The sequence below is a fragment of the Verrucomicrobium sp. 3C genome (genome assembly GCF_000379365.1).
GTDB lineage: Bacteria > Verrucomicrobiota > Verrucomicrobiia > Methylacidiphilales > Methylacidiphilaceae > Methylacidimicrobium.
In genome coordinates this window covers 1,693,512-1,720,470 of sequence record NZ_KB901875.1, presented here as the reverse complement: position 1 = coordinate 1,720,470, position 26,959 = coordinate 1,693,512, and the positions used below count along the sequence as shown (strand labels likewise).

The window sequence follows — 26,959 nt, the reverse complement described above, 5'->3', positions numbered from 1 at the left end:
TTCGTACCCGAGGCGCGGCGACGGTTTTCCCCCGGAGCTGGATGACGACGTACTGCAAGGAGGGAAAACCAAGCGAGAGCGAAGCAGGCAGGCTCATTGCGCAAGCCGCAGGAGAACGCTTGGGAGAAATAGCGGCTAAGGCTCTCGCCCGTCGATCATCCGCCAAAAAGCGGCGCTCTTTTCCAGTTCCTCGTCTTCGGCCAAGGGCAGGTTGCTGCGAAAAAGAAAGTCGGCGAGGGTATTTTTGTGGAGAATCCGGTAGACCTCCACTCCGCTGTCCCGAATCGCAAAATAGATGCGGTAATCCCGGCAGCGAAAGCGACGAAGCTGCCGTCCTTCCCGCTCGAGCGTTCCGAGCTTCTCTGACCCTCCTCCTTCTAACTCCCGCGGGAGCACTTCGAATTCGGCGAGCACCTGGAGCTGGATATCCTTGGGAAGCACCGCAAGCTCACCAAGGCTTGCTTTGCTGAACACGATCTGGAAGGGCTTGCTCATGGGTCCTTTCGGTTCGCGGGTACGGGTTGCGCTTTGGGAATGGCCCCTTCCAGGGGTGGATCCTCGCCCCCCGTCTCTCCGAAGGAAGGATGAGCAGCGGCTTCCGGATAGAGAAGATATTTTTTCCGCCGCGTTCGGTACTCGTCGAGGTAGGGCTCCCAGCTCTCCCACAGGTCCTTGACGGACTTCCCCTGCTGGAGGGCCAGCCGCACGGCATCCCCGCCGCAGAGCTTGTCGAACATCACGCCATCGTCCGCCCGCATGCCGGCGATCGGAGTTCCGTTGAGCGCCTTGTTCACCTCCTCCAAGAGCGTCAAAGCCGTCGGGACCAACGGCACCCTACGGGGATCACGTAAATGGATCTGAGTTCCTCCGAAGATCTTGCCCCGCCCTTCCTTGCCGAACAACCGGTACCAGGCCGGCCGGAAGACGACCCCCGCGATGCGCGACCGGCTCATGGCTCGAACGAAGCCATAGGGATCGAGCTCCGGAGAGCCGACCAGGGCAAACGGCAGAGGGGTGCCGACCCCGTTATTGACCCCGCTGGCCTCTCCGAGCAGCCCCGTGAGAACGTAAAAGAAGGCGCTCTGGGACTGGGGAATATTGGGGGAGGGCGGAATCCAGAGAAGCCCCGTATCCTCCCAGATCATTTCCCTGCGCCATCCGTTCATGGGGATCACCGTAAGCGCGGGGCGCTTGCTGATCCACTGCTCTCCGGCGATCATCTTCGCCAGCTCCCCAGCGGTCAGCCCATAGACGTAGGGAACGTCCCACTCGCCAACAAAGGAACGAAAGCGAGAGTCGAGCGGCATGCCTTCGCAGCGCACGCCCCCGAGCGGGTTCGGCCGATCGAGCACAAAAAACTCCTTGCCGTTTTCCGCAGCCGCCTCCATCGCCAATCCGAGCGTGCTGATGTAGGTGTAGCTCCGGCAGCCGATATCCTGAACATCATAGACCAGCGCATCGAGGTCTCGAAGCATCTCGGGCGTCGGTTTCCTCGTCTCTCCAAAGAGAGAGTAGATCGGCAGGCCGGTCCGTGGATCCTGAACGGAAGCGACCCGTTCTCCCGCCCAGGACGTTCCGTAGAGGCCATGCTCGGGAGCAAGAATCGCCGTCAGACGCACTCCAGGGGCATGGAGCAGAAGATCGAGGGTCGATGCTCCGTTCTTGTTGACTCCCGAAGCGTTTGTGATAAGTCCCACTCGTTTGCCTTGGAGTTCGCGGAATTGCCCCCTCGCCAAGACGTCGACACCCAAATCGACCAGAGCGGCAGCTTGCAAGGCTTGGGGAAGAGCCGATACTAGGAGTAGGAAACGGAACCCGAAGCCGATGAGTCGTGTCATATGCCGGTAAGAAGCAGGGCCTTTCATACGGGCTTGCCCCGCTCCGGGTCAATGGCGTTCCCCGAGCGAGCCTCTTCCTTGCGCACTCCCTTGCCGAGCAGGCTTACTGCTTCCTCCTAGTCTTATGCCGGAATCCGTTACAACCGAAGCGGTCCGTCAGGAGCTCCGGCAGGTCAAATACCCCGGCTTCAGCCGGGACATCGTCTCCTTCGGCCTCGTCAAGGAGGTCAGTGTGCAGAACGGAACGGTTTCCCTCCGTCTGGAGATGACGACGGCCGATCCCCAAGTGCCCGCGCAGATCGAGCAACGGGTGCGGGAACGGCTCTCCGGGCTTCCGGGTGTCGCGCGGGTGGAGGTGGCCATCGTCCCGTCCGGTTCCCAACCGGCCGCGCGCACACGGCCGGCCGCTCCCTCTTCGATCCGCCATATCGTCGCGGTAGCCAGCGGAAAGGGCGGGGTCGGCAAGTCAACGGTCGCCGTCAACCTGGCGATCGCCCTCCAGAAGGAAGGGACGAAGGCCGCCGGCCTCTGCGACTGCGACATCTACGGACCCAGCATTCCCCTCATGCTGGGTACCCAGGAGTCTCCGCAGGTCACTTCGGAGCAGCGTCTCGTCCCGATCGAGCGGTTCGGCTTGCGGGTCATGAGCATGGGGTTCTTGCTCGAATCCAATCAACCCGCAGTCCTCCGTGGACCGCTCGTCACCCGTTACACGCAAGAGTTTCTTCGTAACGTGGAATGGGGCGATCTCGACGTCCTCGTCCTCGACCTCCCGCCGGGAACCGGAGACATTCAACTGACGATCGTTCAAACCGTGCGCCTCTCCGGAGCCGTGGTCGTGACCACGCCGCAGGAGGTCGCCTTGATCGACGCGCGGAAGGCGGTCGGCATGTTCGGAAAGGTCAACGTCCCGCTGCTCGGCCTCCTCGAAAACATGAGCTACTTTCTCTGTCCCAACGATCAGAACCGCTATGACATCTTCGGGGCGGGCGGGGGGAGGAGGGAGGCCGAGCGGATCGGCGTGCCCTTTCTCGGGGAGATCCCCTTGGAGATCGCAATTCGGGAATCGGGCGACCTGGGTGTTCCCATCGTCCTTGCGGAGCCCGATCGCCCCTCGAGCCGAGCCTTCCGGGATGCGGCAAAGAAAATCCTTGACACACTTTCTGTATCGTAGTTTCCATCACCCCACAGTTAGGCGCAGGGAGGGTGCGGCACCCTCCCTTCTTATCGGGAGCACGAGGAGAACGAGGAGTTCGAGAAATTGGTTTGCGAGGTTCAACGCGGGAGCGCAAAAACGCACGGGATTGAGCATTTTCTGCAGGGCCCAACGGATCGGCATCTTCGCTGGTCAAGCCTGCGGAATCCCGGCGTCCTTTGCGGATCGGCCCTGGATTGGGACAACCACTCCCAAGCAAGCGTCGCATTGGCTTCAACCGAAAGGAGCTATTCGAGAAGAGCAGGAGCGCCTTCTTTGGCACCGCGCTCTTCGGTCTGTGGTGGGAACTTTGGCTCTCCGAAGCCGAGCCACCTCCCTCCCAATCCTCATCAAAGGGCTTTCACGTGAGCCGCCTAGCATTTGCGAGCCAAGGAGGAAGGGTTACTGCCAGAACCATGCAACGCGTCTCTGACCAAGATTCGTCCCTGCGGGAAGGGGAATCGCTACTCATGAACTCCGCACTCTATCGAGCCTACCTGGAGGAGCGAAAAGAGATCCTGAAACACAAATGGCTGGAGAGTGAGAAGCAAGGCCACGACATCGGCTTTGAGAAGGCGCTCCTCGACTGGATTCTCCACCACCGCGCGGGCTGGCGCGAAGGGCGTCGTCTCGAATAGCCCGACCACGCCTTCAAGGGCTCTCGTTCAGCAGCTTCGTCAGGGTCGGATCTTGCAGGCGGAGCGCCATTTCCGCTGCCGATTCCCCGACGCTGTTTTTCTCCGTGTGCGCCTCGGCGCCGTGCTCCAGGAGAAGCTTCGCTATCCTCGCATCCCGCCGCTCCACCGCGATCATCAGCGGCGTCATTCCGTTGCGATCTTGCCCATTGAGGTTGGCCCCCTGGGCCAGCAGGAAGGCGACCGCGGTCGGATAGCCGAGCGCCGCGCACCGATGCAGAAAGGTCTGTCCCGTTTCCGACGTAGCTTCGATTCCAAGACCGTGCTTAAAGAAACTCTGGAGCATCCTAACGATCGCTTCCTCGTTGGCCGACGGGGGAAGAGCGGCGACCAGGGTGGAAGCCTGATGAGCCGGATCCGCACCGTAGCGCTCGACCAGGAGACTCGCTAGCCCGGGATCCCGGCGGGTTGCTTCCGCCAGCGCCGAATCGGAATTCCCGTAATCGATGGGATAGCGGGGCTCGGAGGCAAGGATCCGCTCCAGGCTTGCCTTGGAATGGTCGCGGATGGCGTCCCTCAGCGCGGAGAGAGTCTTCCGCCTCCGGGCATCCTCACGTCCAGCTCCTTCTCCCTCCCTCGCCCCCTCGTCGGCGACTCCCGAGGCCTCCCCTTCCCCCGGTCCCCAAGTGATCCTCACCTGCCGCCGGGAGATCTCCTGGGGAAAAACGGCGGCGGCCATCTCCGCGAGTCCGACGGTACCCGCTGCGATCACCTCCGCTCCGGCAAAATTGCCCTGTCCGTTCGGAAGTGATCCTGGTCGAATCACAAAAAAGGAGAGCTTTTGCCGGCGGAAGTAGGGCGCGCGCGAACCAACCAACTCGTTGTAGTAGGAGAGATAGGCGTCCCGCAAAAGCCGCTCGAGCGTTTCGCGCGGTCTCAGGCCCTCGGAGGTGGAGGGGAGGATGAGAAGGCAGGAGATGTCTCTTTCTCCCTCTTCCCGACCCTTTGCCAGAGCGGCATCCTGAAATCCGACGATATCCGGTGAATGATGAACAAAGATCCAGCGCCCGCCTTGCGGAAAATTCCGCGCCTCGCCAAATTCGATGGCTGCCGGCGATGGCAGGCTTCCCCCCACCCAGAAGCCGGCGACGGCTGCCCAGACCCACCGGGGAACCCATGCGCTTCCCCGATCTCTCCCCATGCCTATCCGCCTTACCTCACCTCTCACCGGAAACCCAAGGGAAAAGAAGGTTCCCCAAGGGGGAAGAACCGGGGAGACGATTCCTGCACTCTTCCTCTGAAACAGGTTGGCAAGCAGCCGCACGCAAGCCGCTTCGAAGCGCACCCATCCCGACGGCTCCAGCCGCCCGCCAGGGTGAGATCCGCCACCCCATCCATAGAAGCAATGCCGGCAAAGTTTTCTCTCGACAGATACATTCGCTCTGCTTATATATCGGCAATTGATTCTCACGCATTAATCACAAAGACAAGCAGCATAGAAAATGGAGACTATTATGTTAATTAATGTCATTGCCGCTTTGGCGACCGGGGTGGCGACCTCCTGCGGTCTTTTGCTTCTCTTTCTTCTCTTCGGGGGCTGGATCGTGGCTCTCGGCGCCGCAGCCGCTTTCAGCTGGTTGCAGGGCGATCGTCCGGAGTCCCCGGCGCTCCCCGAATAGCTTAGCCGCCATTTCTCAATTTCTCACAAAGTTCGTAGCCGAGGCGCCGCGAATGGACTTGGATGCGAGGCGCGGCGCCGGTTTTCCGGCCAGAGCTGTATGAGGGACATACTGCAAGGATGGAAAACCGAGCGAGGGCGAAGCAGACAAGCCCATTTTGCAAGCCGCAGGAGAACGCTTGGGAGAAATGGCGGCTAGAACCCGCTACTCGGCCAACAGCAGGCTGAAGTCGTTGACGTTCGTGCCGGTCGGCCCGGTGCGAAGCAAGCCACCCACGACCTGAAAGAAGGCGAGCGAATCGTTCCTTGCCAGAAGGCCATCCGGGTCGAGGCCCGACGCCTCCGCGCTCTTCCAGCTCTCCCCATCCACTACGACTCCTGCCGCTCCGCTGTTACCGTCTATCCCGTCGCTCGCCACGGTGGCGAGCAAGACCCCGCGGAGCCCGGCCAGACGTGAAGCGGCGCTGAGGCCGAGCTCCAGATTCCGTCCTCCCCTCCCCTTTCCCGCGATCGAAACCGTCGTCTCGCCGGCGGCCAGGAGCGCACAGGGGCGTGGCAGCGGGCGGCCGTGGAGGGCCTCTTCCCGCAGAATATTCCCAAGCACCAGGCCGACTTGCGACGCTTCTCCTTGGAGCGTGCTCGTGAGGCACGCGGCGGCAAAGCCCTGGGCCTGAGCCGAACGCATGATCGCCGCAACCGCCTCTTGCGCGCTGCCCACGCAGAGGTTCTCCACCCGCGCAAAGACCGGGTGGCCGGCTTTCGGAGTCTCCGGGAGCTTTCCGGAGAGCCCATCCTCCAGCCGGGCTCGCACCGCGGAAGGGATCTGATCGAGTATCCGCCTCCGCTCCAGGATGCGCCATGCGTCGGCGAAGCGAGAGGGATCGGGCATCGTCGGGCCGGACGCGACCGCCTCCAGCCGGTCTCCGACGACATCGGAGAGAACCAAGCCGAGAAAGCGGGCCGAAGGGGCCAGGAGGGGAACTCCGCCACCCTTGAGGAGCTCGAGATGCTTGCGAACCGCGTTGATCTCCTCGATCGCGGCTCCGCTTTCGAGCAGGAGCCGGGTCGTCTCCCGAAGATCCGTGAGGCCGAGTCCGTTTGCCGGCAGGCTCCAGAGCGCGGAAGCCCCTCCGGAGAGAGCGACGAGCACGAGATCTCCGGATCTTGCCCCTCGCAGCAGCCGGGCCGCCTCCTCCGCACATGCCCGGCTGGCCTCGTCCGGAAGCGGATGGCCCGCCTCCCGCACCGGGAGGGAGAGCGGGGGAGCGGTCGCCCCCGCCGGCATGGTCACGAGCCCGCCTGCGATCCATCCATCCAGGATCTCCTCGAGCGCCGCCGCCATCCCGCCCGCTGCCTTGCCCACGGCGAGCAAGAGCACCCTCCTGCCGACCAGCCGATATTCCCTCCCGCCGGCCCAAAGGGTCTCTCCCTCCCTGCGCACCGAGCGGCGGACCGCTTCCTCCGGATCCACGGCCCGAAGGCCGCTTTCGAGCATCGTCAAGGCGGCGTCGGCTAGACCGGTCCGAGCGAGCCCCCGATGACTGCCCTCCAGAGCAATGCGGATCCTCTTCTCCCCAATTCGCTCGGCGCCGGTCATTGGGTGCCGATCTTCACGAGCAGCCCCTTCTCTCTGGCGGAGGCGAAGAGAAGGGCGAACAAGATGCCGGCCAGGGCCAGATAGACGAGGTTGAGCAGCGTCGCGTAAACGAGGTGATCCCAGGCAAAGCCTCCGCGGAGAGCAAGGCGCATCCCCTCGAAGACATGGGTTGCCGGGATGCTCCAGGCCACGGGCTGCAGCCAGGAGGGCAGAACGCTCACCGGATAGAAGACGGCGGAGAAAGGCTGGATCGCGAAAGGGACGGCCCAAGCGATCCCTTCCGCAGCCTGCCCCCAGCGCAGAAGGAGAGCGGTCGTCGCGATTCCCAGCGCCCAACCCGTCAAGAGCAGGTTGACGAAGAGCGGGAAGAGCGCCGGCCCTACGGCGAGCAGGTTGAATCGGTAGAGGAAAAAGGCGAGCACGGTCAAGTAGAGTCCAACCACCAAGGTCTTCAGGATCCCCACGACACAGGTCGCTCCCACGAACTCCGTGACCCGCACTGGAGCAGAGAAGAGGTTGAGGAGGTTGCGAGACCAGATGTCTTCCAGGAACGAGAGCGTAATTCCCTGCTGGGAGCGGTAGATGACGTCCCAAAAGATCACGGCTCCCACCAGGAAGGCGACTCCGGAGGGAAGCTCCCGCCCGCGCTGCTGCAGGTAGAGGGTCAGGAAGCCCCAGACCAACAGGTCGATGGCCGGCCAGAAGAAGACCTCGAGAATCCGAATGGCGCTCCTCCGATAGACATAGGTGTAGCGAAGGACAAGAGCCCAGATGCGCCAAAGATTCATCGCATCGTCTCACCGCGTCCCGGGCAGCCTCCGCGACGGCTCCTCCGGGCCCGCCTCGCTCTCCACGGGCAGACTCTCGCTTTCCTCCCGGGACAATTGGATGAACAGCGTTTCCAGGTCATCGCATCGGAAGCTCCGGAGAATTTCAACCGGGCTTCCCTCGGCGAGCAGGCGGCCCCTCCGAAGAAAGAGGACCCGGTCGCAAACCGCTTCGATATCCCGCATGTTGTGAGAGGTGTAGAGCACGGCGATTCCGCGCTCGACCTGGAGCCGGCGGAGAAGACGGCGCACCTTGTCCGCAATGTCGGGATCGAGCCCCGCCGTCGGCTCGTCCAGGAGCAGAAGCTCGGGATCGTTGAGCAGCGCCTTGCAGAGGCTCACGCGCGCCGCCTCCCCTGCGGAGAGCCTCCCCGCCACCTGGTCAACCAGATGCACGATCTCCAGCTCCGCCACGAGCCCCGCAATCTTTTCCCGCGGCCGGGCGACCCCGTAGAGGCGGGCAAAGACCATCAGGTTCTGTCGAACGGTCAGATTCGAGGGGAGGAGGGCATAGGCGGAAGCGAAGTTCACCCGCTGGAGAACCCGGATCCGTTTTTGAGGCATCGGCAGGCCGAAGATCACGATTCTTCCCGAGGTCGGGGTGGTCAATCCGAGGAGAAGATGGACGACGGTCGTCTTTCCCGCCCCGTTGGGCCCCAAAAGGCCGAGCGCCTCTCCCCGATTCAGGACAAAGGAGAGTCCGTTCACGACCGGCCGGTTGCGCGAGAACTCCTTCCGCAGCTTCTGCACCACCACGACGGGTTCGCTCATTCTCTCTTTTGGGCTCTCCTCAATGGATCATCTTCGCAGAAAGGAGGGGAAAAGGAAACGAGCGCTATTTCTGTCGCCTTGCCCTCTCCGAAACGATAGAAAGGCCAGTATGGTCCTCACCCACTACTTCGCTCGCCCGCTGCCTCCCCAGCTTGCCGGTCTGGAGGAACTTGCCGCCGATCTCCTCTGGCTCTCCAACACCGGGGCCGAAAAGATCTGGCAGATGATGGATGCCGGGCTCTGGGATGCTACCGCCAATCCCTGGTTCCTTCTGGAGAGCGTCTCGGAGACCCGCTTGGAGCATCTCCGCGGCAACCCCGTCTTTTTGCAGGAGCTGCGGAATCAGCTCGAGAAGAGGAAAGCCTACTTGGAGTGCCCGACTTGGTTCGACACGACCCATAGCCTCCACGGACTCAGCCACGTCGCCTACTTCAGCATGGAGTTCGGCTTGAGCGAAGCGCTGCCGATCTATTCGGGAGGCTTGGGCATCCTCGCGGGGGATTACCTCAAGGCGGCGAGCGACCTAGGCGTTCCGCTGGTCGGCGTAGGGCTCCTCTACCAGCAGGGATATTTCCGTCAAGGGATCGCCGGCGATGGTCACCAGGTCGAGTATTACCCCTTTAACGACCCCACGCTCCTTCCGGTCGTCCCGGTTCGGGATGCCGACGGGGAGTGGCTTCGCATCGCTCTTACCCTGCCGGGGCGTCCCCTCGTCCTGCGCGTCTGGCAGGCGACCGTCGGACGGGTCCCGCTCTACCTGCTCGACAGCAACGACCCGGTCAACAGCCCGGCCGACCGCCCGATCACGGGATCGCTCTACGGCGGCAACCCGGAAATGCGTCTGCTCCAGGAAATTGCCCTCGGGATCGGAGGATGGCGCGCGCTTCAGGCGCTCGGCATCGACTGCCACATCTGCCACCTCAACGAAGGCCATGCGGCCTTGGCCGTCCTCGAACGCGCCCGCGCCTTTGCCAAGCAGACCGGCCAGCCCTTTGCCGTCGCTCTCCGAGCGACCAGGGCGGGCAATCTCTTCACCACCCACACGCCGGTACCCGCAGGGTTCGACCGCTTCTCTCCCAATCTCATCCACCACTACTTGACCGATTTCGCCCGCGATTGCGGGATCTCGGTCGAGGAGATCCTTCGCCTCGGCCAAGGAGGCGGCCGAACCGATGAGCCGCTCAACATGGCCTATCTTGCGATTCAGGGATCGGCTGCCGTCAACGGGGTGAGCCGTCTTCACGGCGACGTCAGCCGCCGCATCTTCCAATCGCTCTTCCCCCGGTGGCCGCAAGCGGAGGTGCCGGTAGGCTATGTCACCAACGGCATCCACGTTCCAACCTGGCACTCCGCCGAATCCGACGCACTCTGGAGCCGGCTCTGCGGTCCCAACCGCTGGCGGCAGCCCACCGAGCTGCTCGAAGAGCGGTACCGGCAGACGAACGACCTCGATCTCTGGGAATTCCGGGCCAAGAGCCGGATGAAGCTCGTCCTGGCGATCCGTAAGCGACGGAAATGCCACTGCTCGATGCTCGGAAAGATGCCGCATGAGATGGCCACCTGCTCCTGCGTCTTCGATCCGAACGCGCTGACCCTCGGCTTCGCCCGGCGGTTTGCCACCTACAAGCGCCCCGCCCTCCTTCTCCACGATCCGAACCGGCTGCTACGGATTCTCTCCAACCCGGCGGCGCCGATGCAGCTGGTCATTGCCGGAAAGGCGCATCCTGCCGATGATTTCGGCAAGGAGCTGATCCGCCGTTGGAACGCCTTCGCCGAACAGCCGGAGGCGAGCGGCCGGATCGTCTTCCTCGACGATTACGACATGCAGATGGCCAAGGAGCTCGTCTCCGGCGTCGATCTCTGGATCAACAATCCGAGACGGCCCTGGGAGGCGAGTGGAACCAGCGGCATGAAGCTCCTGGCCAACGGCGGCCTCAACCTTTCGGAGCTCGACGGCTGGTGGGCGGAAGCCTATTCCCCGGAGGTGGGCTGGGCCTTGGGCGATGGCCAAGAGCACGGGGAGGATCCGGCCTGGGATGCGGCCGAGGCGGAGCAGCTCTACCGGCTCCTGGAGGGGGAGGTCGCTCCCGCCTTCTACGATCGCGACTCCCGCGGGATTCCCACCCGGTGGATCGCCAAGCTGCGCGAGAGCGTCGCTCAGCTCACCGGGCGCTTTTCCGCCAACCGGATGGTCCGCCAGTATACGGAGCAGTACTACCACCCGCTCAACGCCTCCTTCCAGAAGCGTTCCGCCAAGAACGGTGCGCGTGCCGGGGAGATCGAGGAGCAGCTGCAGCAGATCGCCCTCCATTGGAGGGAAGTCCGCTTCGGCCCGCTCTCCTTCGACTCGTCGGAAACCGAACTCCGGTTCTGCGTGCCGGTCTACTTGGACGAACTCTCGCCGCAGTGGGTTCAGGTCGATCTCTATGCGGAGCCGCGCGGCCCCGAAGACCCGTCGGTCTGCTTACCGATGGTACGGTCCGAGCCGCTGGCCGGAGCGATCAACGCCTTTCTCTATCGGGCTTCGGTCCCGGCGGGAAGACCGGCGGCCGACTATACTCCGCGTGCCAGACCCTTTCACTCCGAACTCTTCGTCCCGCTCGAGGCCCACCAGATCCTCTGGTATGCCTGAAGGAGGCGGCTACGCCTCCGCACTCGCTCTCGCGGAGGCGCTTCCCACGACCACGCCCACCGCCATTTCCTGCGACGCGACCATTCCGCGGCCGGCCGATCTAACCGCCATTTCTCACAAGCCTTCTCCTGCGGCTGGCAAAGTGGAATGGTCTGCTTCGCTCTCGCTTGGTTTTCCATCCTTGCAGGATGTCCTCATCCAGCTCCGGGGGGAAACCGGCGCCACGCCTCGCATCCAAGCCCATTTGCGGCGCCTCGGCTACGAAATTTGTGAGAAATGGCGGCTAAATGGCGTTACGCCCTTCATTCCTCTTTCCCCTCTTTGACTCTTCCCCAACCTAATATACGATCCACCCCGTGGCGCAGAAAGGCCTGTCCAATCCGCCGGACCTCTTCCGATTCGAGATTGTTCCGGAGGGTTCGGATACGGTGCGGCTGCGGCTCACGGGCCCGCTCGATGCGGAAAGCGTCTCCCGTTTCTGGCGACCCATGGAGCGCCGCCTGGGGAAGCTCCGCTTTCAGCGCCTGCAAATCGAGGCGGGTGAAGTCAATCGCTGGGACAGCGCAGGAGTCGCCTTTCTCCATCAGCTCCGTCGGGAAGCCGAGGGACGCTTCCGGGCCGAAGTGCACATCGATGGACTCCCTCCCGAGTGGGAGCGGTCTCTGAAACCCCCGGCCTCAACCGCACGAGAGAAATCGGCAGCGGAACCGGCGGGCCTCATCGGGACGATCGGGCAGACAGCCATCGAAGAAGCGACTCTTCTGGTCGATGCCTTGGCGTTTCTCGGCCGACTGACGCAGGGGCTCGGGGCAGCATTCCATCCCCGCCTCTTCCGGCCGCGGGAATTCCTGCGGATCTTCGAGTCGGCAGGGGTCGACGCGCTCCCGATCGTCTCCCTGATCAGCTTTCTGATCGGCCTGGTCATCGCCTTCGAATCGGCTCGACCACTGGCTACCTTCGGCGCCCAGATCTTCATCGCGAACATGATCGGCCTGCTCATGGTCCGGGAGATGGGTCCCATCATGACCGCCATTCTCCTGGCCGGCCGTTCCGGCTCGGCCTTTGCCGCCGAATTGGGCACCATGAAGGTCAACGAGGAGCTCGACGCCCTCGAGACGATGGGCATTGATCCGATCCGCTTCCTGGTCATTCAGCGGGTGATCGCCGGGGTGATCGTCACCCCCCTTTTGACGATCTATTCGATCTTCGTCGGCATCCTGGGAGGGGTTCTCGTGATGATCGGCCTTGGCTATCCCCTGGAGGCGATCTACCACCAGATGGATGCCGCCGTCCATATCCACGACATCTTCGTGGGCGTCTCGAAGGCAGCCGTCTTCGGCCTGCTGATCTCGGCCAGCGGCTGCTTCCTTGGCCTGCGCACGCGGCAGGGACCGGCGGCAGTGGGCGCCTCGGCCACCGGAGCCGTCGTGACCGGCATTCTCCTGATCATCGTCGCCGACAGCGTCTTCTCGGTCCTTCTCTATCTGCTCAATCTATGATCGCGTCCTCTGATCCGGTCATCCAAATCCGCAATCTACGCGCGGGATACGGAGAGACGGTCATTCTGGATCAAATCTCCTTTTCGGTGAACTGCGGAGAGATCTTCGCCATCCTGGGCGGCTCCGGCTCGGGAAAGAGCACGCTGCTCAAGCATATCATCGGGCTCTATCCTCCTCGGGCCGGGGAGGTGCTCATCGAGGGCAAGAACCTGGTGGCGCTCGAGGGCCGGGAACGGACTCAACTCCTCCAGCGATTCGGCGTGATGTACCAGAACGGAGCTCTCTTCGGATCGATGACCGTTCGGGAAAACGTCCGGGTTCCCTTGGATGTCTTCACCGATCTTCCGCTCAAGATCCGGAACGCGATCGTGGACGCCAAGCTGGCCCAGGTCGACCTTTTGGCTGCGGCCGAAAAGATGCCCTCGGAACTCAGCGGCGGCATGCGCAAGCGAGCCGCCATCGCACGGGCCATGGCGCTCGACCCCGCGATCGTCTTCCTCGACGAGCCTTCGGCGGGCCTCGATCCCGTCAGCTCGGCCGACCTGGACAATCTGATCAAAAGACTTGCCAAAGAGTTCACCATCACCTTTGTAATGGTCACCCATGAATTGGAGAGCATCTTCGGGATCGCCGACCGCGTGATCCTCCTCGATGGGCGGACCAAGAGAATCATCGCCGAGGGGGATCCAAGAACCTTGCGGGACACCTCGACGAACCCGTTAGTCCAGCACTTCTTCCGCCGAGAGGGCAAATCCCCGGAGCTCAGCGAAAATCGTGAACCGTAAGGTCAAGGACATCAAGATCGGCCTCTTTGTGCTCGTCTCCGCCGCTCTCCTTGTCGCAGGTCTCCTGGCCTTCGGGTTGCGCGATCTCTTCGTCAAGCACGACTACATTGAGACCTACGTTGCCGGAGGAGTGACGGGCTTATCGGTCGGCTCTCCAATCCTGCTGGACGGGGTGCCGATCGGCAAGGTCACCGAAATCACCTTCAGTTGGCTCGCCTATCCGCCGCATCGCGAGCATCTTGTCGTCGTCGTCGGCGAAGTCAACGCCGGCGTGGCGCAGGGAAAGACCCGGGAGGAACAGGAAAGGAACCTGCAAGAGGCGATCGACCATGGCATGCGGGCACGGATTCAAGGTCAAGGCATTACCGGGACCAGTGTGGTCGCTCTCGAGTATGTGAATCCGAAGCGCTTTCCGCCGCTCTCCGTCCCCTGGGAACCGAAGCACTACTACATCCCTTCGGCTCCGGGGCAGTTCAAAGACATCGTCCAGGAGGTGGAGACGCTGCTCCAAAAGCTGGGTGCCGTCGACTTCCCGGCCCTGGGAGCCAGTGCCAACGGACTCCTGGGAGAGCTCCGCCACACCAACGAACAGATTAAGATCCTCCTCGACGAGACGACCACGACCTTAGCCGCGGGCAACCTCCCGCAGCTCTTCGAGACGACCGACCGGACACTGTTGCAAGTTCGCGACACCTCGGCCGCCCTAAGCGAGATGATCCAGGACTTGCGACGGTATCCGGCCGGCTTCCTCTTCGGTCAACCCCCTCCTCGATCCCCGAGCCTGCAAGGATCGAACCGATGATAGGCGACAAGAGCGCCGGTCGCCGGCTTTTCTTCCTCTCGCTCTGCCTGTCCCTTTTCGGCTGCGTGAGCCGCCCGACTCGCCTCCCCTCGGAAACCTTCGACTTCGCTCCTTCCACCGGCTCTTCCGTAAAACAGGGAGATTCCCGCCCCGCAGTCGTGCTCCGCACCGTCCGCGTGGTCGCCGCATTTGCCGGTGAGGATTTCGTCTACCGCGCTACGGACTACCGCTACGAACGGGACCCCTACGCCCACTTCCTCTCTTCTCCCGAACTGCTGATCCGCACCGCGATCAGCGATGGCCTCCAAGCCTCGGGTCTCTTCCAAGCGGTGGTCGGCGCAGGGAGCGCGATCATGACCCATACCTTCGCGGAAATTTCCGTCCGGCAGCTCTACGGAGATTTCCGTCCCGGCCGACCACCGGCAGCGGTGATCGCTGTACGCTTTCTCCTGATCCAGTCTCCGCGGGGAACCCCTCTCTGGGAACGGACCATCGTCCGCCGCGTCCCGATCCGGGAGCGGAGCGCCTCGACCCTCATGCGCGGCTGGAACACGGGTCTGCACCAGATCCTCGCCGAAGCCGCCCCCTTGCTGGCCCAACAGATCCGGGAGGCAGACCAAACCGCGGAAAAAACAGCCGCGCCGACAGGCCACGAGCCAACGCCCCCTTCCCCACCGAAGAGCTAATCCTCGACATCGGGACAGCGCACCTTGGGCAGGATCGCCCAAGCCCACAACACGAGCGCCCCCAGCCAGAAAAGGGACGCCCCCGAAAGAAGAAGATCCCGCCTGGCCGGCATCAGGTCCGCCGCGATGCGAAGGAGGATGGCGCCCAGGATCCAGGCCATCGCTTGGGATAGCGGCCGATATCGGCCCGCGAGCAGATCCCCTCTCCCGCTGAAGCCCAGGATGACCCGTGCCCCCACGGTCAAGATGAGAAGGCCCGCGCCTCCCAGGAAGAAGAGGTGGAGCCAGGCCGCCCGGAGCGGCAAGGAGAGGGAAGCGAGCAGAAGCCCGAGAACCGAGAGGAGAAGCGACAGGCGCGCGCAGCCGGCAACCGTGCCTCGAGAGAAGATCTCTCGCGAAGCCGGAATCACGAACAGGAGATAGGCGAGCACCGTGCCGGCCCGGAGGAGTCCTCCTCCCAAAGAGGCCCCCGCCGCCTCCCAGACAAAGCTGATCAGGAGCAAGATGGCGGCGGCAAGCGCACCGAGCGCCCGCCCGATCCAGGCCCGAGTGGGAATCCTGGCCTCCGGCAGGCTCTCCCGGCTGGGCAAACCGTAGAAGCGCGGGAGGAGGAAGGCGCCCACTCCCAGGATCGGCAAAAGCGGCAACCCCTGGTAGAGCAGGAGGAGCCCAAGCTGGCGCAGCCCCGGGGAAAGCGTAAGACCCATCCGTTCGGTCGACTCGACCAGGGCTCCGGCCGCTGCGCCCAAGACGCCAAAAAGAGCAAGAACAAAGCTCGGCGGTGGATTGTCTTTCCGATTGGGAAACCGGCTCGCCAGCCTCCCGAGGAAAAAGAGCAGCGTGATCCCGAAAAGCCCGTCCCCCCATCCGGCCACCCCAAAGAAATGGAGCAACCCGACCGCGAGGAGCGCCCCGGAAAAGGAACCCGTTTCCCAGAGCGCGAACCCCCCGACCTCCAGGAGCCGCGGCACCGAGGTCCCCAAAAAACCGAGGACAAAGCTCCCGACAAAACCCTCAATCAGGATCCGCGGATGGCTGATCGGCGGAGGCGCCCAAGCCACTCCCCAGAAAAAAAAGAGCGGCCAGACCGCCACACCCAACCCTCCGAGGAGGATCCCCAAGGGAAAGAGGAGCCGATAGGGCTCCCGCGCGCTGAGGCCGATCCATTCGCCCCAAGGCAGAGGCTTCGTACCCGGAGGCTCGGCGCCTTTTGTCATTTCATCCTCTGCTGAATCCCCTGCCTGTCTCACAAAGTGCGTGCCCGTGGCCACCTGCCCAAATGCTCGCCCAACGCAGCGGCAGCAAGAGCAGATGGCGGCATCTCCTCATCGTGGCCCGTCCTGTTCCGAGGGGGAAGCCGGGTTCCCCTCGCCTGGCCGATAGAGAGCTCCCCAGAGGGCGACAACGGAGAGAAGAAGTCCCGACCAAAGCTCGATCCAAAAGGCAAAGAGCTCCGACGAAACCCAAGGCCGCCCGACCCCGAGCGCCAAAAGCGCAGCTCCGGCCCCCATGCTTGCTCGCACGCTCCACCGCATCGATCCTTCCCGCCCCGCGAAGGCGGCAGCCCCGATCGCAACTAGTCCTGCCAACGCGACGAGCCAGCCCCGCCGAAGGAACAGGTCTGGAGTCAGCACGGCCACCGCCGTCACCCAGATGCCGAGAAGGGCGTTCCCGAGGTTCCCGATCATGACTTCCCTTTCTCCTTCCCATGCAAGCTCTCCAAGGCCGACCAGGCCAAGGGAGGAACGACGGCGTAGCCGAGCAGGCTCGCCACCAAAAAGAGCTTCCAGCCTAGATGCAGGGTGCTCACCCGCAGCAGCACGAGGCAGAGGACCGCCTGGAGACCAAAGAAGACCCTACTGGTGAAAAGGAGGAGCCGGGAACGGCCAAGCTTCCCGATCGCAAAGAAGGAACCGTACGCTCCACCCGCCAGGGCAAAGACCCCGAGAAGAAGCGAGGCGAAGAGAAGCTCCTCGGGCTTCATCCAGACGCCTCCTTCCGAAGCGTAGTTTCCGGCGCTCGCCTTCCCTTCCCGATCTTCCAGAAGTCGTAGAGCAGAACGAAATACCCGAGGGTGAAGACCAACCCGAAAAGGACCCGCGCTTGCAATCCCTCCGTCATCCATCGGTTGGCTTGCGCCGTGAGAAAGGCCTGGAAGGTCGAGCCCCCGATCGCCCGCTCGTAGAATGCCTGGGCCATCCCGGCAATCAAGAGCGCGCTCGACATCCCCACCAGCCCAATGTTGAGCAGCGCAAAGGCCCATTTCCACGCTTGACTTTCGAAATCGCCTCTGCCGGCGCGAATCTTCTGCAGAACAAGGTAGATGACCGAAATGACGGCGCAGCCATAAGCGCCCCAGAAAGCAAAATGGCTATGGGAAGCGGTCCATTGGGTGCCATGCGCAAAGAGGTTGATCTGCGGCAGGGTCATCATGAAGCCCCAGACTCCGGCGCCGAGGAAATTCCCGAAAGCCTCGGCCAGCAGCCAGGCAAAGGCGGGGCGGTTGAGGATCTGATGTCGATGAGCTCCCGCATCATAGATCGCGTGAATCACCATGCCCAGAAGCGGCAGTGGCTCCAAAGCCGAGAAAAAGCCGCCGATCCCAAGCCAATAGGAGGGTGTGCCGATCCAAAAATAGTGGTGGCCAAGCCCCAGGATCCCGGTGCCGAGAACCATGGCGACCTCCACGTAAAGCCAGGATTCGACGATCGCCCGCGAGGCGCCGAGCAGATGGAGGAGCGACCAGGCCAGGACGCAACCAATGAAAACCTCCCAGGTGGCCTCGACCCAGAGATGAATCAACCACCACCACCAGAAGAGGTCTTTCGACATGTTCGGCTCGGCGGAAAAGGCGTTGAGAAAGAGAACGATCAGCGGGATCAGATCGGCAATCAGCACCGCGAGAATGCCCGTCATCCGCCGGGCGCGTAGGGCCGTTGCCACCACGTTGACTCCGAAAAGAACGAGCACTGCGGCAATCAATACGCAGGCCCACCGAGGCGCCTCCACATACTTTCTCCCTTGATTGATCAGCCAGAGGCTCGCGGCACTGGTTCCTCCGTACTGCACAAAACTCAGCGTGGCAGCAACTGCGGCCACCGTACCCACGAAGATCCAAAACGCTTTCTGCGCCAGCCCAATCCATTCGACCTCCCGCTCGAGCTCCAATGGCAGGAACCAGTAGACCGAGCCCAGAAAACCCATGAGCAGCCAGAGGACGAGGGTATCAATGTGGAGAATCTTCGCCGTGCTGAAATGGAAGACATCAAGGAGAAAGCCGACACGCAGATAGTAGAGAGAAGTGAGCAGGCCCGCCGCGATCATCACCCCGAAGAGGAGCATCGACGCGGCGAAGTATCGCAGAGCCAATTGCTGGGACCGGTAGATCATTAACTTTTCCCGCTAATCTCCGAATCGAGCCGGAAAGCCGTTGGTCTCGATCGACGAGAGCCATTTCAAGTAGGCGACGAGCGCCTCCGCATCCGCTCGATCGATCCGGAGGTTCGGCATGATTCGGATGCCGATCGGGTAACGATCCGGGTTTTGAAGGAAGCGGACCATCGCCTCTTCGCGGCTGGAGGCCTGCGTCATCGCTTGCCAAGAGGGCCAGATCGGATCGAGCCAGCTTTTCGTCAAGTCGGGCGCGTAGTAGGCGCCGATTCCAAACATCGTGTGGCAATCGAGGCAAGCCCGCGTCTGGATCACGAGCTTGCCTCTCTCGATCAGCTCCGCTGCCTCCTGCGCACTGTACCGGCGGCCAAAGAGGAGCTCTTCTCCGCCGAGAACGGGGCGATACCGATTCGTCGCGGCATCCATGGCATAACCGATCCGCCGGTTGATCACGGTGTATGCGGGAACATTTCGCCCTCCCGCCCGAATTGCGCGAAGAGTGTCGATCGACAGGATGACCAAGACGGCGACCATCACCGTCGTTGCGCTGAGCGCCCCCGAGCGCCAAAACCTGGGATCCCCGATCACGCCAGTCTCCGGACCACTCCAAACTCTTCGCTTGGCAAAGCTACCCCGTTAGCAGGTGGCAGACGGAGCAATCCTAGCCGGCTCCACTCACGCGAACAAGGACGCTTGTCAAGCCCGACGGGCTTCTAGCGTCCGCTTCACAACCAGCCGTTCACCGAGGCACGAAGCTTGCCGCCAAGAACGCTTGCGCAAGGAAGGGCCTGTGCTGGGTCCACGCTTTCGACGCTCGCGCTGATATGGTGCTTCCGATGCCGCTTCTTGCGCGACTGCTTCGAAACTTTCCGCCCCTCGCTGCCCCGAGAAAGCGGCGCCCAGATTTCCGGCACGGCCGCGATCCCCTCGTCTCCGAAGCGCGCCTCTTCCACGATGCCGTCTGCGATCGCCCGGGCAATCCGCTCCCGCACTTGCGGCTGTGCCACCAGGCTCGCCTCGCGTGCGTTGGAGAGATAGGCGCATTCGACCAGGACCGCAGGAATCGTCGGATTGCGGGTGAGCCGCAGCCTTCGGCGCACCAGCCCGCGGGCCGACCCGCCGACCACAGCCTCCAGGTTGCGGTCGATCCGCGTCGCCAAGCCGTGGCTGTCCGCATGCCAAAAGAAGGTCTCGGCTCCCCGGATGCTTCGATCCCCAGTCGCATTGTAATGGATGCTGACCGCCACCGCCCCCGGTCCGAGCCGATTGGCCACCTTCACCCGCTCGTCGAGATCGACGAACCGGTCGTCGGTCCGCGTCATCACGACGTGGAAGCCACGCGATCGTAGGAGCTGGGCCACTCTCCTCGCCGTGTCGAGAGCGAGATCCTTTTCCAAAAGCCTTCCCCCCGGAAGCGGCCGACTCATTCCCCCGTTATCCATGCCCCCATGACCAGGGTCGAGGAGCACCGTCGAAAACGGACGGATCGGCGCCGCCGCCCTCAGGGAACGGACAAAACACCCGCCCTGGGCGACTAGCCCCACCAGAAACCACCGCATCCAGGCTGCTTTCACACCAGGTCGAGAGCACCCACAGTAAGAGACTGCGGCCAAGCTAGAAGTAAAGCATTTTCTCGTGAGCGATCGGCGGAAGGCTTCGGGCGGAGATCAGAACCGGTAGCTCACCTGCGCTTGCACCCAGAAGGGCAAGCCCGGAAGCACATAGTCCGAGTTGGACGCCACGTCGGAGGCGAGCCCGGTGGCATACGGCATCCAGTAGACCGAGTTGGTGAGATTCCAAATGTAGACGGTCAAGACCCAGTTGTCCTTCTGGTAGGTCGCGCTCAGGTTGGTGACATACTGGGCCGGCACCACCGCCGTGTCGTTGAAAAAGAGCGGGTAGCTGCTCATAAACAGGGCCGAGGCGGTGAAGGAGAGGCCGAAGTCGGTCCGGTAGGTGACCATCGCGTTGGCGGTCTGAGTGGGCAAGCCGGTCCAGTCATAGATCCCGGGAACTCCCGAGACGTTGATCGGTGATATGCTCGATCCGTTGTCATCGAGCGGCAGGTTGTGTCGGAACGCATAGCCCGTCGAATAGCTCTGCGTCTCGCTCGGACCATAGGGAAGCGACGAATAGTTCCAGGTGCCATGCATATAGGCGTAGCCCGCCCGGAACATCCAGTGGCGATCGGGCTGGTAGGTCATGTTGTACTCGAAGCCCTGGAGCAGTCCCGGATTCGGCTGGAAGCCGATCTGGTCCATGTAGAGGTTCTGGTGGAAGAAGGCGAACGACATGTAGAGCTTGTCGTGGAGGAGGCTCAACTTGGCGCCTACTTCCCCGAGCTCATTGAGCAGATGCATCTCCTCCGAGGTTTGCGTGGGAACGAAGCCCCCCATGTCCGCCGCCGCCGTCACATATTCGTAGTTGAAGTTTCCGTAGAGGCTCAACCAGGGAAATGGCTTGTAGACCGGCCCGATCGAGAAGAGCGGGTCGATCATCGAAGTCTGGAGCTGGGCGGTGAGCATCGAGGGAGTGCCGGGAGGCGTCTGGGCATCAATGAAGTAGGTGGTTGCCCGGAGCCCATACTGGAGGCTTAGCTTCTCTCCAAACTTGATGTCGTGCTGCCAGAATGGGGCGAGCGACCAGTAGGTCGAGTCGGTCGTCCCGGTGGTCCCGTTGAGCGGCTCAAAGTAGTAGCCGGGAGGAGCCGAGGGAATGTGCCACTCGCCTCCGCCCGGGGCGTTCGGGTTACGGATCGCCGCCTGGAAATAGGGAGTGTTCCGGACATCCCAGAGCAACGGATTTTGATACGTGCTGAACATGTTGGGCATGTTGATCAGCATCGTCGAAACATAATCCATGTTCCGCTGGAAGACCCATTCGAGGCCCGTGTCGATCATGTGGGAAATGGAAAAGGAGCCATCCTCGCCCTTCCCCGCTTTCCCTCCGCCGACGGGAGTGTCGAAGGCCAGCCGGCATTCGGTCCGGTTGTCGACCTCGTAATCCCCCATCACCGCCTCGTCATAGAAGTAGGAGGGTTGCATCCCATCGTGACGGGTATACCAGACGAGCGTGTTGTTCACTAGGTCGAACCCCTCGTCCACATGGACCTTCTGGATGAGCTGGGTCATGCCCTGGTAGCCCGTGTCCTGCGCGTAGGGGCTCATCAGGAGTGTCCGGCGATTCACTGGACCCAAGCCGACTCCGTACGTCCCAAAGCCCAAAGGCGAAGGAGCGATCGATGCCCCCGGATTGGCGGCCCAGTAGTTCCGCAAGGAGGAAACGCTTCCCATTTGGGACGGCGCAAGCGCGCCGATATAGTCGAGGGAGCCTCCGCTCTGGAAGAGCGCATTGGTCGGCCGGTTAAAGCCCGCGTAACCGATCGGAGAGGCGGAGGCGAAGTCGGCATCGACGTAGAGATCGGCCGAGTAGTTCTCCACCGGCTTCCATCCAAGGGCGAAGTAGACGTTCTGCTGGTCGTTATGCACATACTGGTACCAGCTTCCGCTTTCCATCCCCATGTAGCTCAGCCGGTAGGCCAGCTTGTGCTCCTTGTCGATCGGCCCGCCGATGTCTGCTCCCCACATGTAGTTCTCGTACATTCCCGTCGAGTCCCAGACGTTTCCCCGGAACTTGTCGAAGTAGGGCTGCTTGGTCGTGTAGTTGACGTAGCCCGAAGCCTCCTGCCCCGCGCCGAAGACCGCGTTCCCGGGACCTTCGACGAGATCGGTCGACTCGATCATGTTCCAGTTCCACGGGAGCCCCGAGTTGACCATCTCCACGTTCATCACACTCATCGACATCCCGTTGATGAACGGTAGAGCCTCGTTCCCGCGGATGTAGGGAGCGGGCGCAATCGTGCCATCGAGCCCCCCGAAGGCTGTCGGGTTGATCATCGCAAAGCTGATGGGGTTCATGTAGCCGACCGAGGTGGCCCCCGACTCATCCAAGAGGGTCTTGTTGATCGGCGTCACCTGCCGGGGGATGTCCATCACATCCATCGGCATCCCGTAGACCGAATCAATGGGTGCCGCGGTCGGCAGCATATTCGGGACGTTGGAAGCCGCTTTCACCGTGACGGGCGCCATGGTCGACTCGGTCGTCGGCTGCTGCAGCGCTGCCGCCGCCTTGGTCCCGGAGCCACCGGAAGGACCGGACAGCTCCGCCGACGGATCGACCGGCTCCGGAGAGAGCTGCGCCCAAAGGAGACCGTGGAGGAGCAGCAAGAAGCCCAGGGCCAAAGAGAGGCAACGGCTCCCCTTGGGGCTTCTCCGGGATGGCGGCCGGCTTCCCGCCGCCTCCCCCACCCGGTTGCGACGGATCAGCCCATCAACCGACTCGGCGAAGACCCGCAGCGATCCGGGTCCCACCCGCGTTCCCTCCAGCCGCCCTTCGCCTACCCAGCGGTAGATCGTCCAGCGGCTGACATTCAGCAGCCGCGCAGCCTCTTCGGGCCGCAGCAATTTTTTGTACATCTTTCCTCCCAAGGATTGACATTCGCGTTTCCCGGCGCCGGCACCTGGAAAATGCCTGCACTACTTATCAGGACAGGCGATTCCGCAAATCGCCGAGCGCACCTCGCCGTGACCGGCAAAATGGCTACGCGACGGTTCGGGGAGGAGGAGAAAGAGGTCGATCCGTGCGAATCGACAGGTGGGGCCGCCAGATCACCGGCCTTTCCGCAGAAAGAAGCAACGGGCTCAAAAGAGAGTCGTACGCCAAGAAATAGAGCCCGATCTCTTCCTGCGACCTTTCGGACCTCGAAGAGTGCTCTTCCTTGTTCTTCCCTTTTACCACCCTTTTGCAGATTTGGCAGGGATGCTTGCCGTCAAAGGTCATGAAGAGTCCCGTCTCCATCCCATAGCTCTGCGAGTACCGCACGAGCATGCTAGCCCATGCCGCTCCCTGCCAGAGAAGCCAGTGGCCTCCTGCCAGGTGGCACGCCGCAAGCATGGCAAACAGGATTCCTGCTCTTTTCAACGCAAGTACCTTTTGCCTGCATCACCATTTCGTGTCAACGGGTTTTCTTCCCCTTTGGCACTCCGAACGTCGCGGAAAGACCTCTCGTCCGGGAAACCTTCTGGAGCCCAGTCGAAAGGCGCTTCGGAGGCTTCGCAGCAGGAGACGCCAAAGCGTCCATTTGCCTTTATTATAAGTTATGCGCATATTATTTTGTCCTTGCACATTTAATAAGTATGCGTAATATTACGATCATGTTTCGCGCCATTTGCGAAACGCTTATCAAGGAGACGACATGATTGCCGAATACGACACGACCAAAACGACAGAGGGAAAAGAGACGTCCACTCCGAATCGGGCGGCCGCTCCGGTCGCCGGCGGTGTCCGTGCACGACTGGTGCAGTGGACTTGGCTTGCCGCTTTGACGCTGCTGCTCGTTTCGCTCCCCGCCACTGCCGCGTTCTTCTACGACCTCTTCCGCTGGCCCGGCGCCGACGGGACCTTCGTGAAGCAGTGGATCACCGATGGTTATCCCCGTAGCCTCGCCCTTCTGGGCCTGCTGACGGAGGCGAGCCTCACCTATGTGCTTCTCGCCCGGCGAGCGGTACGGTGGCCCTACCTCCTCCTGCCCTCCTTCGTCGGGCTGGCTTGGATCGGGCAGCTCGCGATCGTGCTGTCCACACCGGGGCACCCGGCGCTCACTCCGCTGCTCGCCTTGAAGACCGCTGCGGCCGCTCCGGCGATCGCCCTGCTCTTCGCCATTCCCCCGTGGATCGCCGAAGGAGTGGAGCGCCGGCCCTCCGCCAGCGCCTAAGGGTTCTGCGCGATAAGCACAGGGGGGCCCGGCCCCCCTGTGCGACCGCGCCGGAGGCCGCCGAGGGATGCGGTCTCTCTTCTTGACTCACGCGGCCTCGATTGGGCAGGCTCCCTAGTCGTGCTTGCGCCGCTGGTCTCGATTGGCATCCCCGCGCACGACGGCGCCGACACGGTTGCTGCCGCGGTGGAGAGCGCCCTCGCCCAGACTTGGCCCAATAAGGAAGTGATCGTTGTCGACGACGGCTCGACCGATGCCACGCGAGAATGCCTCCAAGCCTTCCTGCCCCGAATCCGGCTCCTTGCCCAGCCCAACCAGGGGAGGGCTTCCGCCCGCAACGCGATCCTCGAAGCCGCCCAGGGAGAATGGATCCAGTGGCTCGATCAGGACGACCGGCTTCTTCCCCAAAAAATTGCAACCCAGCTTGCGGAGGCAGACGGGAGAGACCGCGCGGATCTCCTCTACAGCCCCTGCCTGTTGGACGAAGGTTCGGGGAATCTCCATCCGCAGCGCTCCTGCCCTTCGGAGCGTCTCCTCGCCGGCTGGTTCATCGGGGAGCTGCCGCAAACCGGCGGCTACCTCTGGTGCCGCGAAGCCGTACAACGGCTCGGCGGCTGGAGCAACCAGGCTCCTTTCTTCGATGACTACGAGCTCGTGGGCCGGGCCCTTCGCCAAGGACTCCTCTTCCGGCTGACTCCCTCCCCGGGGGCCGTCTGGCGGATCCGCCGTGGGCCCATCTCCGCGGAACGGACCGGGACCTTCGCCCGCCAAAAGGCAGCCGTCTTGGAAGAGATGGCCCAATGGCTCGACGATGGCCGCAGTTGGACCGCTTCTCTCCGCCGCTGCGCTGGCGAGGCGTTTTTCCTGGTCGCCCGATGGCTCGCCCGTAGCGGAGAGGCCCAGGAAGCGGAGCGCTTCTTTATCAAGGCTTCCGCCCGCGGCTGGATGCGCGCGCCGCGCAGCCCCCTCTACCGCATCCTCCTGGGCGGGCTCGGCTTCTCCCGGGCGGAACGTTTTTCGGCGGTTCTCCGCCGCCTCTCTCCCGTATGACCGCCCCCCTCGTCACAATCGGGATTCCCGCCTACAACCGCGAAGAGTGGATCGCCCAAGCGGTCGAGAGCGCGCTCGCCCAGACCTGGCCCCACAAAGAAGTGGTCGTCGCCGACGACGGCTCGACCGACCGGACCCGGGAGATCATGGAAGGCTTCGGTGATCGGATCCGGCTCCTCTCCCTGCCGGGCAACTCCGGTCCCTCCAGCGCGCGGAACGCAATCCTCGAGTCCGCTCGGGGAGAGTGGATCCAGTGGCTCGACAGCGACGATTATCTCCTCCCCCAGAAGATCGAGACGCAACTGGGCGAGGTGGGAGAGGAATCCGCCGACGTCCTCCTCTCCGCTTCCCTAATCGAGCAGTGGGGGAGCGAGGGACCGACTCCGCCTTGGACCGCTCACCTCCCCGATTCTCCCGATCCCTTCTATCTCTGGTTGGCGTTCTGGTTTCCGCAAATTGGGGCCCAACTCTGGCGGCGCGAAGCACTCCTCCGCATCGGCGGCTGGAGCCCAGGCCACCTAGTGGACGATTACGAGCTCTACGCCCGCGCCCTGCAAAAGGGGCTCCGCTTCCGATTCACTCCATCACCCGGCGCGGTCTACCGCATGGGCCGACACTTCTCCTGGACCTCATCCAAGCTACGCCAGCTCCTCCCCGCCCACAACCAGGAGACCGAGGCGATGCTCGTCTGGCTCATGGGCGAGGGGCGCATGACTCCGCCGTTGGCGCAGGCGGCCGGCATCGGCTTCTTCCAGCGTCTGGGGGCCTACAAGCAGTTTGACCCGGCCGAGGCCGACCGGCAACTCGCCCGCTATGGCGAGTGGATCTGGCCGGTTCTCCCGTCCCGGGACCGGCGGCTGCTCCGCCTCGGCCTCTCCTACGCGCAGGCGGCCCAAATCAAGGCCGCAAGCAAACCCTGGTTGACCCGCCTGGAAGAGTTCTTCCGCTTTCTGCGGCGCAGACCTGTTGCGGAGGGGTCCCTCCCATGAAACAATGGGACCGTTGGCTCGGATATTGGCGGCTCATCCGCACCTTTCGCAACTGGCCGCTCTACTTCCTCCATCGACGGGGCTTCCTCCGTCAGCCGGAAGTCCTGGAGTTCCGCACTCGAAGGGGGTACCTGCTCCCGCTCCCCTCGGCCCGGATCGGGGATTTCCACGAAATCTTCCTTTCCCACCACTACCTGTTCCCCGCTTGGTGGAGGGATCTCCGCCATTTCCACACGGTGATCGACATCGGGGCGAACATCGGGCTCTTTTCGCTCTTCGCGGCCGAACGCTTCCCGGGAGCGCAGATCCTCGCCTTTGAGCCATGGGAGGAGAACTTCCGCTATCTCGAGAAGCTCGTCCGAGACAACCGCCTTCCCGTCCTTCCCTTCCGAGAGGCCCTGTCGGCGACATCGGGGACCCTCTCCCTCCACCTTCCCCGCTCGGAATCTTTCTCGAGCCGCGCCACGGTCTTTCCCCAGCCGCCAGGTCCCTCCTGGTCCAGCCAAGAGGACCTTCAGATCGAGGTTCCCGCCGTAACCCTCGAGGAAGTCTTTCGCCGAACAAAGCTTGCCGTTTGTGACCTTCTCAAGATGGATTGCGAAGGCTCCGAGTACGCCATCCTCTACGGAACCGCCCCCGAGCTCCTCGCCCGCATCCGACGGATGGCGATCGAGGTCCATCCGGGCAGCGCGCCCAGCGAAAACGTGGCGAACCTTACCGCCTACTTGAGCGCCTTGGGATTCTTTACCTCAACCCGGGCTGCAACCGAATTCACGACCATGCTTTACGCCTGGCGCCGGCCGCCGCATTGA

The 26,959-nt window shown here is 62.9% G+C and carries 27 protein-coding genes; 13 read left to right on the top strand and 14 right to left on the bottom strand.

What is annotated here, in order from left to right; translation table 11 throughout:
* Positions 1-135: 135 nt before the first annotated feature.
* Positions 136-495, bottom strand: a complete 360-nt coding sequence (locus tag A37A_RS0109090; RefSeq protein ID WP_018291202.1) for a type II toxin-antitoxin system RelE/ParE family toxin — start codon at positions 493-495, stop codon at positions 136-138.
* The gene (locus A37A_RS0109085) at positions 492-1,838 is read right to left on the bottom strand and encodes an exo-beta-N-acetylmuramidase NamZ domain-containing protein (protein ID WP_018291201.1); all 1,347 of its coding nucleotides are present in this window, start codon (positions 1,836-1,838) and stop codon (positions 492-494) included. The genes A37A_RS0109090 and A37A_RS0109085 overlap by 4 nt, the downstream gene beginning before the upstream one ends.
* A gap of 124 nt (positions 1,839-1,962) precedes the next feature.
* Between A37A_RS0109085 and A37A_RS0109080 the strand changes: the two genes are divergently transcribed.
* Together A37A_RS0109080 and A37A_RS0109070 are read left to right on the top strand one after the other, a co-directional pair.
* Entirely contained in the window at positions 1,963-3,012 is a 1,050-nt protein-coding gene (locus A37A_RS0109080; RefSeq protein ID WP_018291200.1) for an Mrp/NBP35 family ATP-binding protein, read from the top strand.
* A gap of 491 nt (positions 3,013-3,503) precedes the next feature.
* Positions 3,504-3,671, top strand: coding sequence for a DUF4032 domain-containing protein (locus A37A_RS0109070; RefSeq protein WP_231363840.1), 168 nt, complete (start codon positions 3,504-3,506; stop codon positions 3,669-3,671).
* A 13-nt stretch (positions 3,672-3,684) separates the two neighbouring features.
* Here the strand turns inward: A37A_RS0109070 and A37A_RS0109065 are convergent, their stop codons facing one another.
* A complete protein-coding gene (locus tag A37A_RS0109065; RefSeq protein ID WP_018291197.1) occupies positions 3,685-5,013 on the bottom strand; it encodes an ankyrin repeat domain-containing protein in 1,329 nt (442 codons plus the stop codon).
* A gap of 169 nt (positions 5,014-5,182) precedes the next feature.
* Between A37A_RS0109065 and A37A_RS20090 the strand changes: the two genes are divergently transcribed.
* Positions 5,183-5,347, top strand: a complete 165-nt coding sequence (locus A37A_RS20090) for a hypothetical protein (protein ID WP_020494222.1) — start codon at positions 5,183-5,185, stop codon at positions 5,345-5,347.
* 204 nt (positions 5,348-5,551) lie between these two features.
* On the opposite strand, the gene A37A_RS16715 is transcribed toward A37A_RS20090, so the two are convergent.
* The 3 genes from A37A_RS16715 to A37A_RS16710 are packed head-to-tail and all read right to left on the bottom strand — an operon-like array spanning position 5,552 to position 8,541.
* The gene (locus A37A_RS16715) at positions 5,552-6,943 is read right to left on the bottom strand and encodes a glycerate kinase (RefSeq protein ID WP_018291195.1); all 1,392 of its coding nucleotides are present in this window, start codon (positions 6,941-6,943) and stop codon (positions 5,552-5,554) included.
* Complete coding sequence (locus A37A_RS0109050; protein ID WP_018291194.1) at positions 6,940-7,731, bottom strand: ABC transporter permease; 792 nt, start codon at positions 7,729-7,731, stop codon at positions 6,940-6,942. The genes A37A_RS16715 and A37A_RS0109050 overlap by 4 nt, the downstream gene beginning before the upstream one ends.
* A 9-nt stretch (positions 7,732-7,740) precedes the next feature.
* Complete coding sequence (locus A37A_RS16710) at positions 7,741-8,541, bottom strand: ABC transporter ATP-binding protein (protein ID WP_018291193.1); 801 nt, start codon at positions 8,539-8,541, stop codon at positions 7,741-7,743.
* A 109-nt stretch (positions 8,542-8,650) separates the two neighbouring features.
* Here A37A_RS16710 and glgP point away from each other — a divergent pair, with 109 nt between their 5' ends.
* The 6 genes from glgP to A37A_RS0109015 are packed head-to-tail and all read left to right on the top strand — an operon-like array spanning position 8,651 to position 14,945.
* On the top strand, positions 8,651-11,173 hold the full coding sequence (glgP, locus tag A37A_RS0109040) for an alpha-glucan family phosphorylase (RefSeq protein WP_018291192.1): 2,523 nt from the start codon (positions 8,651-8,653) through the stop codon (positions 11,171-11,173).
* Positions 11,166-11,498: a hypothetical protein gene (locus A37A_RS21395; protein WP_018291191.1), complete on the top strand. Its 333-nt coding sequence runs from the start codon at positions 11,166-11,168 to the stop codon at positions 11,496-11,498. The genes glgP and A37A_RS21395 overlap by 8 nt, the downstream gene beginning before the upstream one ends.
* Before the next feature lie 31 nt (positions 11,499-11,529).
* Positions 11,530-12,672, top strand: coding sequence for an ABC transporter permease (locus tag A37A_RS0109030; protein ID WP_018291190.1), 1,143 nt, complete (start codon positions 11,530-11,532; stop codon positions 12,670-12,672).
* A complete protein-coding gene (locus A37A_RS0109025) occupies positions 12,672-13,457 on the top strand; it encodes an ATP-binding cassette domain-containing protein (RefSeq protein ID WP_051076280.1) in 786 nt (261 codons plus the stop codon). Before A37A_RS0109030 ends, A37A_RS0109025 begins: the two co-directional genes overlap by 1 nt.
* Positions 13,447-14,259, top strand: a complete 813-nt coding sequence (locus tag A37A_RS0109020; RefSeq protein WP_018291188.1) for an MlaD family protein — start codon at positions 13,447-13,449, stop codon at positions 14,257-14,259. The genes A37A_RS0109025 and A37A_RS0109020 overlap by 11 nt, the downstream gene beginning before the upstream one ends.
* The gene (locus tag A37A_RS0109015) at positions 14,256-14,945 is read left to right on the top strand and encodes an ABC-type transport auxiliary lipoprotein family protein (RefSeq protein ID WP_018291187.1); all 690 of its coding nucleotides are present in this window, start codon (positions 14,256-14,258) and stop codon (positions 14,943-14,945) included. The genes A37A_RS0109020 and A37A_RS0109015 overlap by 4 nt, the downstream gene beginning before the upstream one ends.
* On the opposite strand, the gene A37A_RS0109010 is transcribed toward A37A_RS0109015, so the two are convergent.
* From A37A_RS0109010 to A37A_RS18375, 8 genes are all read right to left on the bottom strand, one after another.
* Complete coding sequence (locus tag A37A_RS0109010; RefSeq protein WP_018291186.1) at positions 14,942-16,162, bottom strand: NnrS family protein; 1,221 nt, start codon at positions 16,160-16,162, stop codon at positions 14,942-14,944. The genes A37A_RS0109015 and A37A_RS0109010 overlap by 4 nt on opposite strands.
* A gap of 108 nt (positions 16,163-16,270) precedes the next feature.
* Positions 16,271-16,633, bottom strand: coding sequence for a hypothetical protein (locus tag A37A_RS0109005; protein WP_018291185.1), 363 nt, complete (start codon positions 16,631-16,633; stop codon positions 16,271-16,273).
* Positions 16,630-16,929 carry a hypothetical protein gene (locus A37A_RS0109000; RefSeq protein ID WP_018291184.1) on the bottom strand — a complete coding sequence of 100 codons (300 nt, stop codon included), beginning with the start codon at positions 16,927-16,929 and terminating at the stop codon, positions 16,630-16,632. Before A37A_RS0109000 ends, A37A_RS0109005 begins: the two co-directional genes overlap by 4 nt.
* On the bottom strand, positions 16,926-18,335 hold the full coding sequence (locus A37A_RS16705; RefSeq protein WP_018291183.1) for a cbb3-type cytochrome c oxidase subunit I: 1,410 nt from the start codon (positions 18,333-18,335) through the stop codon (positions 16,926-16,928). The genes A37A_RS0109000 and A37A_RS16705 overlap by 4 nt, the downstream gene beginning before the upstream one ends.
* Positions 18,336-18,347: 12 nt before the next feature.
* The gene (locus A37A_RS16700; RefSeq protein ID WP_018291182.1) at positions 18,348-18,923 is read right to left on the bottom strand and encodes a c-type cytochrome; all 576 of its coding nucleotides are present in this window, start codon (positions 18,921-18,923) and stop codon (positions 18,348-18,350) included.
* Between the two features lie 137 nt (positions 18,924-19,060).
* Positions 19,061-19,894, bottom strand: a complete 834-nt coding sequence (locus A37A_RS0108985; protein ID WP_020494221.1) for an N-acetylmuramoyl-L-alanine amidase — start codon at positions 19,892-19,894, stop codon at positions 19,061-19,063.
* A gap of 108 nt (positions 19,895-20,002) precedes the next feature.
* Entirely contained in the window at positions 20,003-22,810 is a 2,808-nt protein-coding gene (locus tag A37A_RS0108980) for an excisionase family DNA-binding protein (RefSeq protein ID WP_018291180.1), read from the bottom strand.
* Between the two features lie 124 nt (positions 22,811-22,934).
* Positions 22,935-23,315, bottom strand: coding sequence for a hypothetical protein (locus tag A37A_RS18375; RefSeq protein WP_051076259.1), 381 nt, complete (start codon positions 23,313-23,315; stop codon positions 22,935-22,937).
* Positions 23,316-23,589: 274 nt separating this feature from the next.
* Here A37A_RS18375 and A37A_RS0108970 point away from each other — a divergent pair, with 274 nt between their 5' ends.
* The 4 genes from A37A_RS0108970 (at position 23,590) to A37A_RS0108955 (ending at position 26,959) form a co-directional block, all read left to right on the top strand.
* Positions 23,590-24,108 carry a hypothetical protein gene (locus A37A_RS0108970; protein WP_018291178.1) on the top strand — a complete coding sequence of 173 codons (519 nt, stop codon included), beginning with the start codon at positions 23,590-23,592 and terminating at the stop codon, positions 24,106-24,108.
* Between the two features lie 120 nt (positions 24,109-24,228).
* The gene (locus A37A_RS16690; protein ID WP_018291177.1) at positions 24,229-25,158 is read left to right on the top strand and encodes a glycosyltransferase family 2 protein; all 930 of its coding nucleotides are present in this window, start codon (positions 24,229-24,231) and stop codon (positions 25,156-25,158) included.
* Positions 25,155-26,147 (top strand): glycosyltransferase family 2 protein, encoded by a 993-nt coding sequence (locus tag A37A_RS18370; protein ID WP_018291176.1) that lies wholly within the window; start codon positions 25,155-25,157, stop codon positions 26,145-26,147. The genes A37A_RS16690 and A37A_RS18370 overlap by 4 nt, the downstream gene beginning before the upstream one ends.
* Positions 26,144-26,959: an FkbM family methyltransferase gene (locus A37A_RS0108955; RefSeq protein WP_018291175.1), complete on the top strand. Its 816-nt coding sequence runs from the start codon at positions 26,144-26,146 to the stop codon at positions 26,957-26,959. The genes A37A_RS18370 and A37A_RS0108955 overlap by 4 nt, the downstream gene beginning before the upstream one ends.

Excerpts from the sequence above, each read along its gene's own strand:
- A37A_RS16715 (WP_018291195.1), bottom strand. The coding sequence starts at position 6,943 with ATGACCGGCGCCGAGCGAATTGGGGAGAAGAGGATCCGCATTGCTCTG.
- A37A_RS0108955 (WP_018291175.1), top strand. The coding sequence starts at position 26,144 with ATGAAACAATGGGACCGTTGGCTCGGATATTGGCGGCTCATCCGCACC.
- A37A_RS0109070 (WP_231363840.1), top strand. The coding sequence starts at position 3,504 with ATGAACTCCGCACTCTATCGAGCCTACCTGGAGGAGCGAAAAGAGATC.
- A37A_RS16710 (WP_018291193.1), bottom strand. The coding sequence starts at position 8,541 with ATGAGCGAACCCGTCGTGGTGGTGCAGAAGCTGCGGAAGGAGTTCTCG.
- A37A_RS0109000 (WP_018291184.1), bottom strand. The coding sequence starts at position 16,929 with ATGAAGCCCGAGGAGCTTCTCTTCGCCTCGCTTCTTCTCGGGGTCTTT.
- A37A_RS0109005 (WP_018291185.1), bottom strand. The coding sequence starts at position 16,633 with ATGATCGGGAACCTCGGGAACGCCCTTCTCGGCATCTGGGTGACGGCG.
- A37A_RS0109080 (WP_018291200.1), top strand. The coding sequence starts at position 1,963 with ATGCCGGAATCCGTTACAACCGAAGCGGTCCGTCAGGAGCTCCGGCAG.
- A37A_RS0109010 (WP_018291186.1), bottom strand. The coding sequence starts at position 16,162 with ATGACAAAAGGCGCCGAGCCTCCGGGTACGAAGCCTCTGCCTTGGGGC.
- A37A_RS0108970 (WP_018291178.1), top strand. The coding sequence starts at position 23,590 with ATGATTGCCGAATACGACACGACCAAAACGACAGAGGGAAAAGAGACG.
- A37A_RS0109050 (WP_018291194.1), bottom strand. The coding sequence starts at position 7,731 with ATGAATCTTTGGCGCATCTGGGCTCTTGTCCTTCGCTACACCTATGTC.
- A37A_RS0109015 (WP_018291187.1), top strand. The coding sequence starts at position 14,256 with ATGATAGGCGACAAGAGCGCCGGTCGCCGGCTTTTCTTCCTCTCGCTC.
- A37A_RS0108985 (WP_020494221.1), bottom strand. The coding sequence starts at position 19,894 with ATGCGGTGGTTTCTGGTGGGGCTAGTCGCCCAGGGCGGGTGTTTTGTC.
- A37A_RS16705 (WP_018291183.1), bottom strand. The coding sequence starts at position 18,335 with ATGATCTACCGGTCCCAGCAATTGGCTCTGCGATACTTCGCCGCGTCG.
- A37A_RS18370 (WP_018291176.1), top strand. The coding sequence starts at position 25,155 with ATGACCGCCCCCCTCGTCACAATCGGGATTCCCGCCTACAACCGCGAA.
- A37A_RS0109085 (WP_018291201.1), bottom strand. The coding sequence starts at position 1,838 with ATGACACGACTCATCGGCTTCGGGTTCCGTTTCCTACTCCTAGTATCG.
- A37A_RS0108980 (WP_018291180.1), bottom strand. The coding sequence starts at position 22,810 with ATGTACAAAAAATTGCTGCGGCCCGAAGAGGCTGCGCGGCTGCTGAAT.
- A37A_RS0109090 (WP_018291202.1), bottom strand. The coding sequence starts at position 495 with ATGAGCAAGCCCTTCCAGATCGTGTTCAGCAAAGCAAGCCTTGGTGAG.
- glgP (WP_018291192.1), top strand. The coding sequence starts at position 8,651 with ATGGTCCTCACCCACTACTTCGCTCGCCCGCTGCCTCCCCAGCTTGCC.
- A37A_RS20090 (WP_020494222.1), top strand. The coding sequence starts at position 5,183 with ATGTTAATTAATGTCATTGCCGCTTTGGCGACCGGGGTGGCGACCTCC.
- A37A_RS21395 (WP_018291191.1), top strand. The coding sequence starts at position 11,166 with ATGCCTGAAGGAGGCGGCTACGCCTCCGCACTCGCTCTCGCGGAGGCG.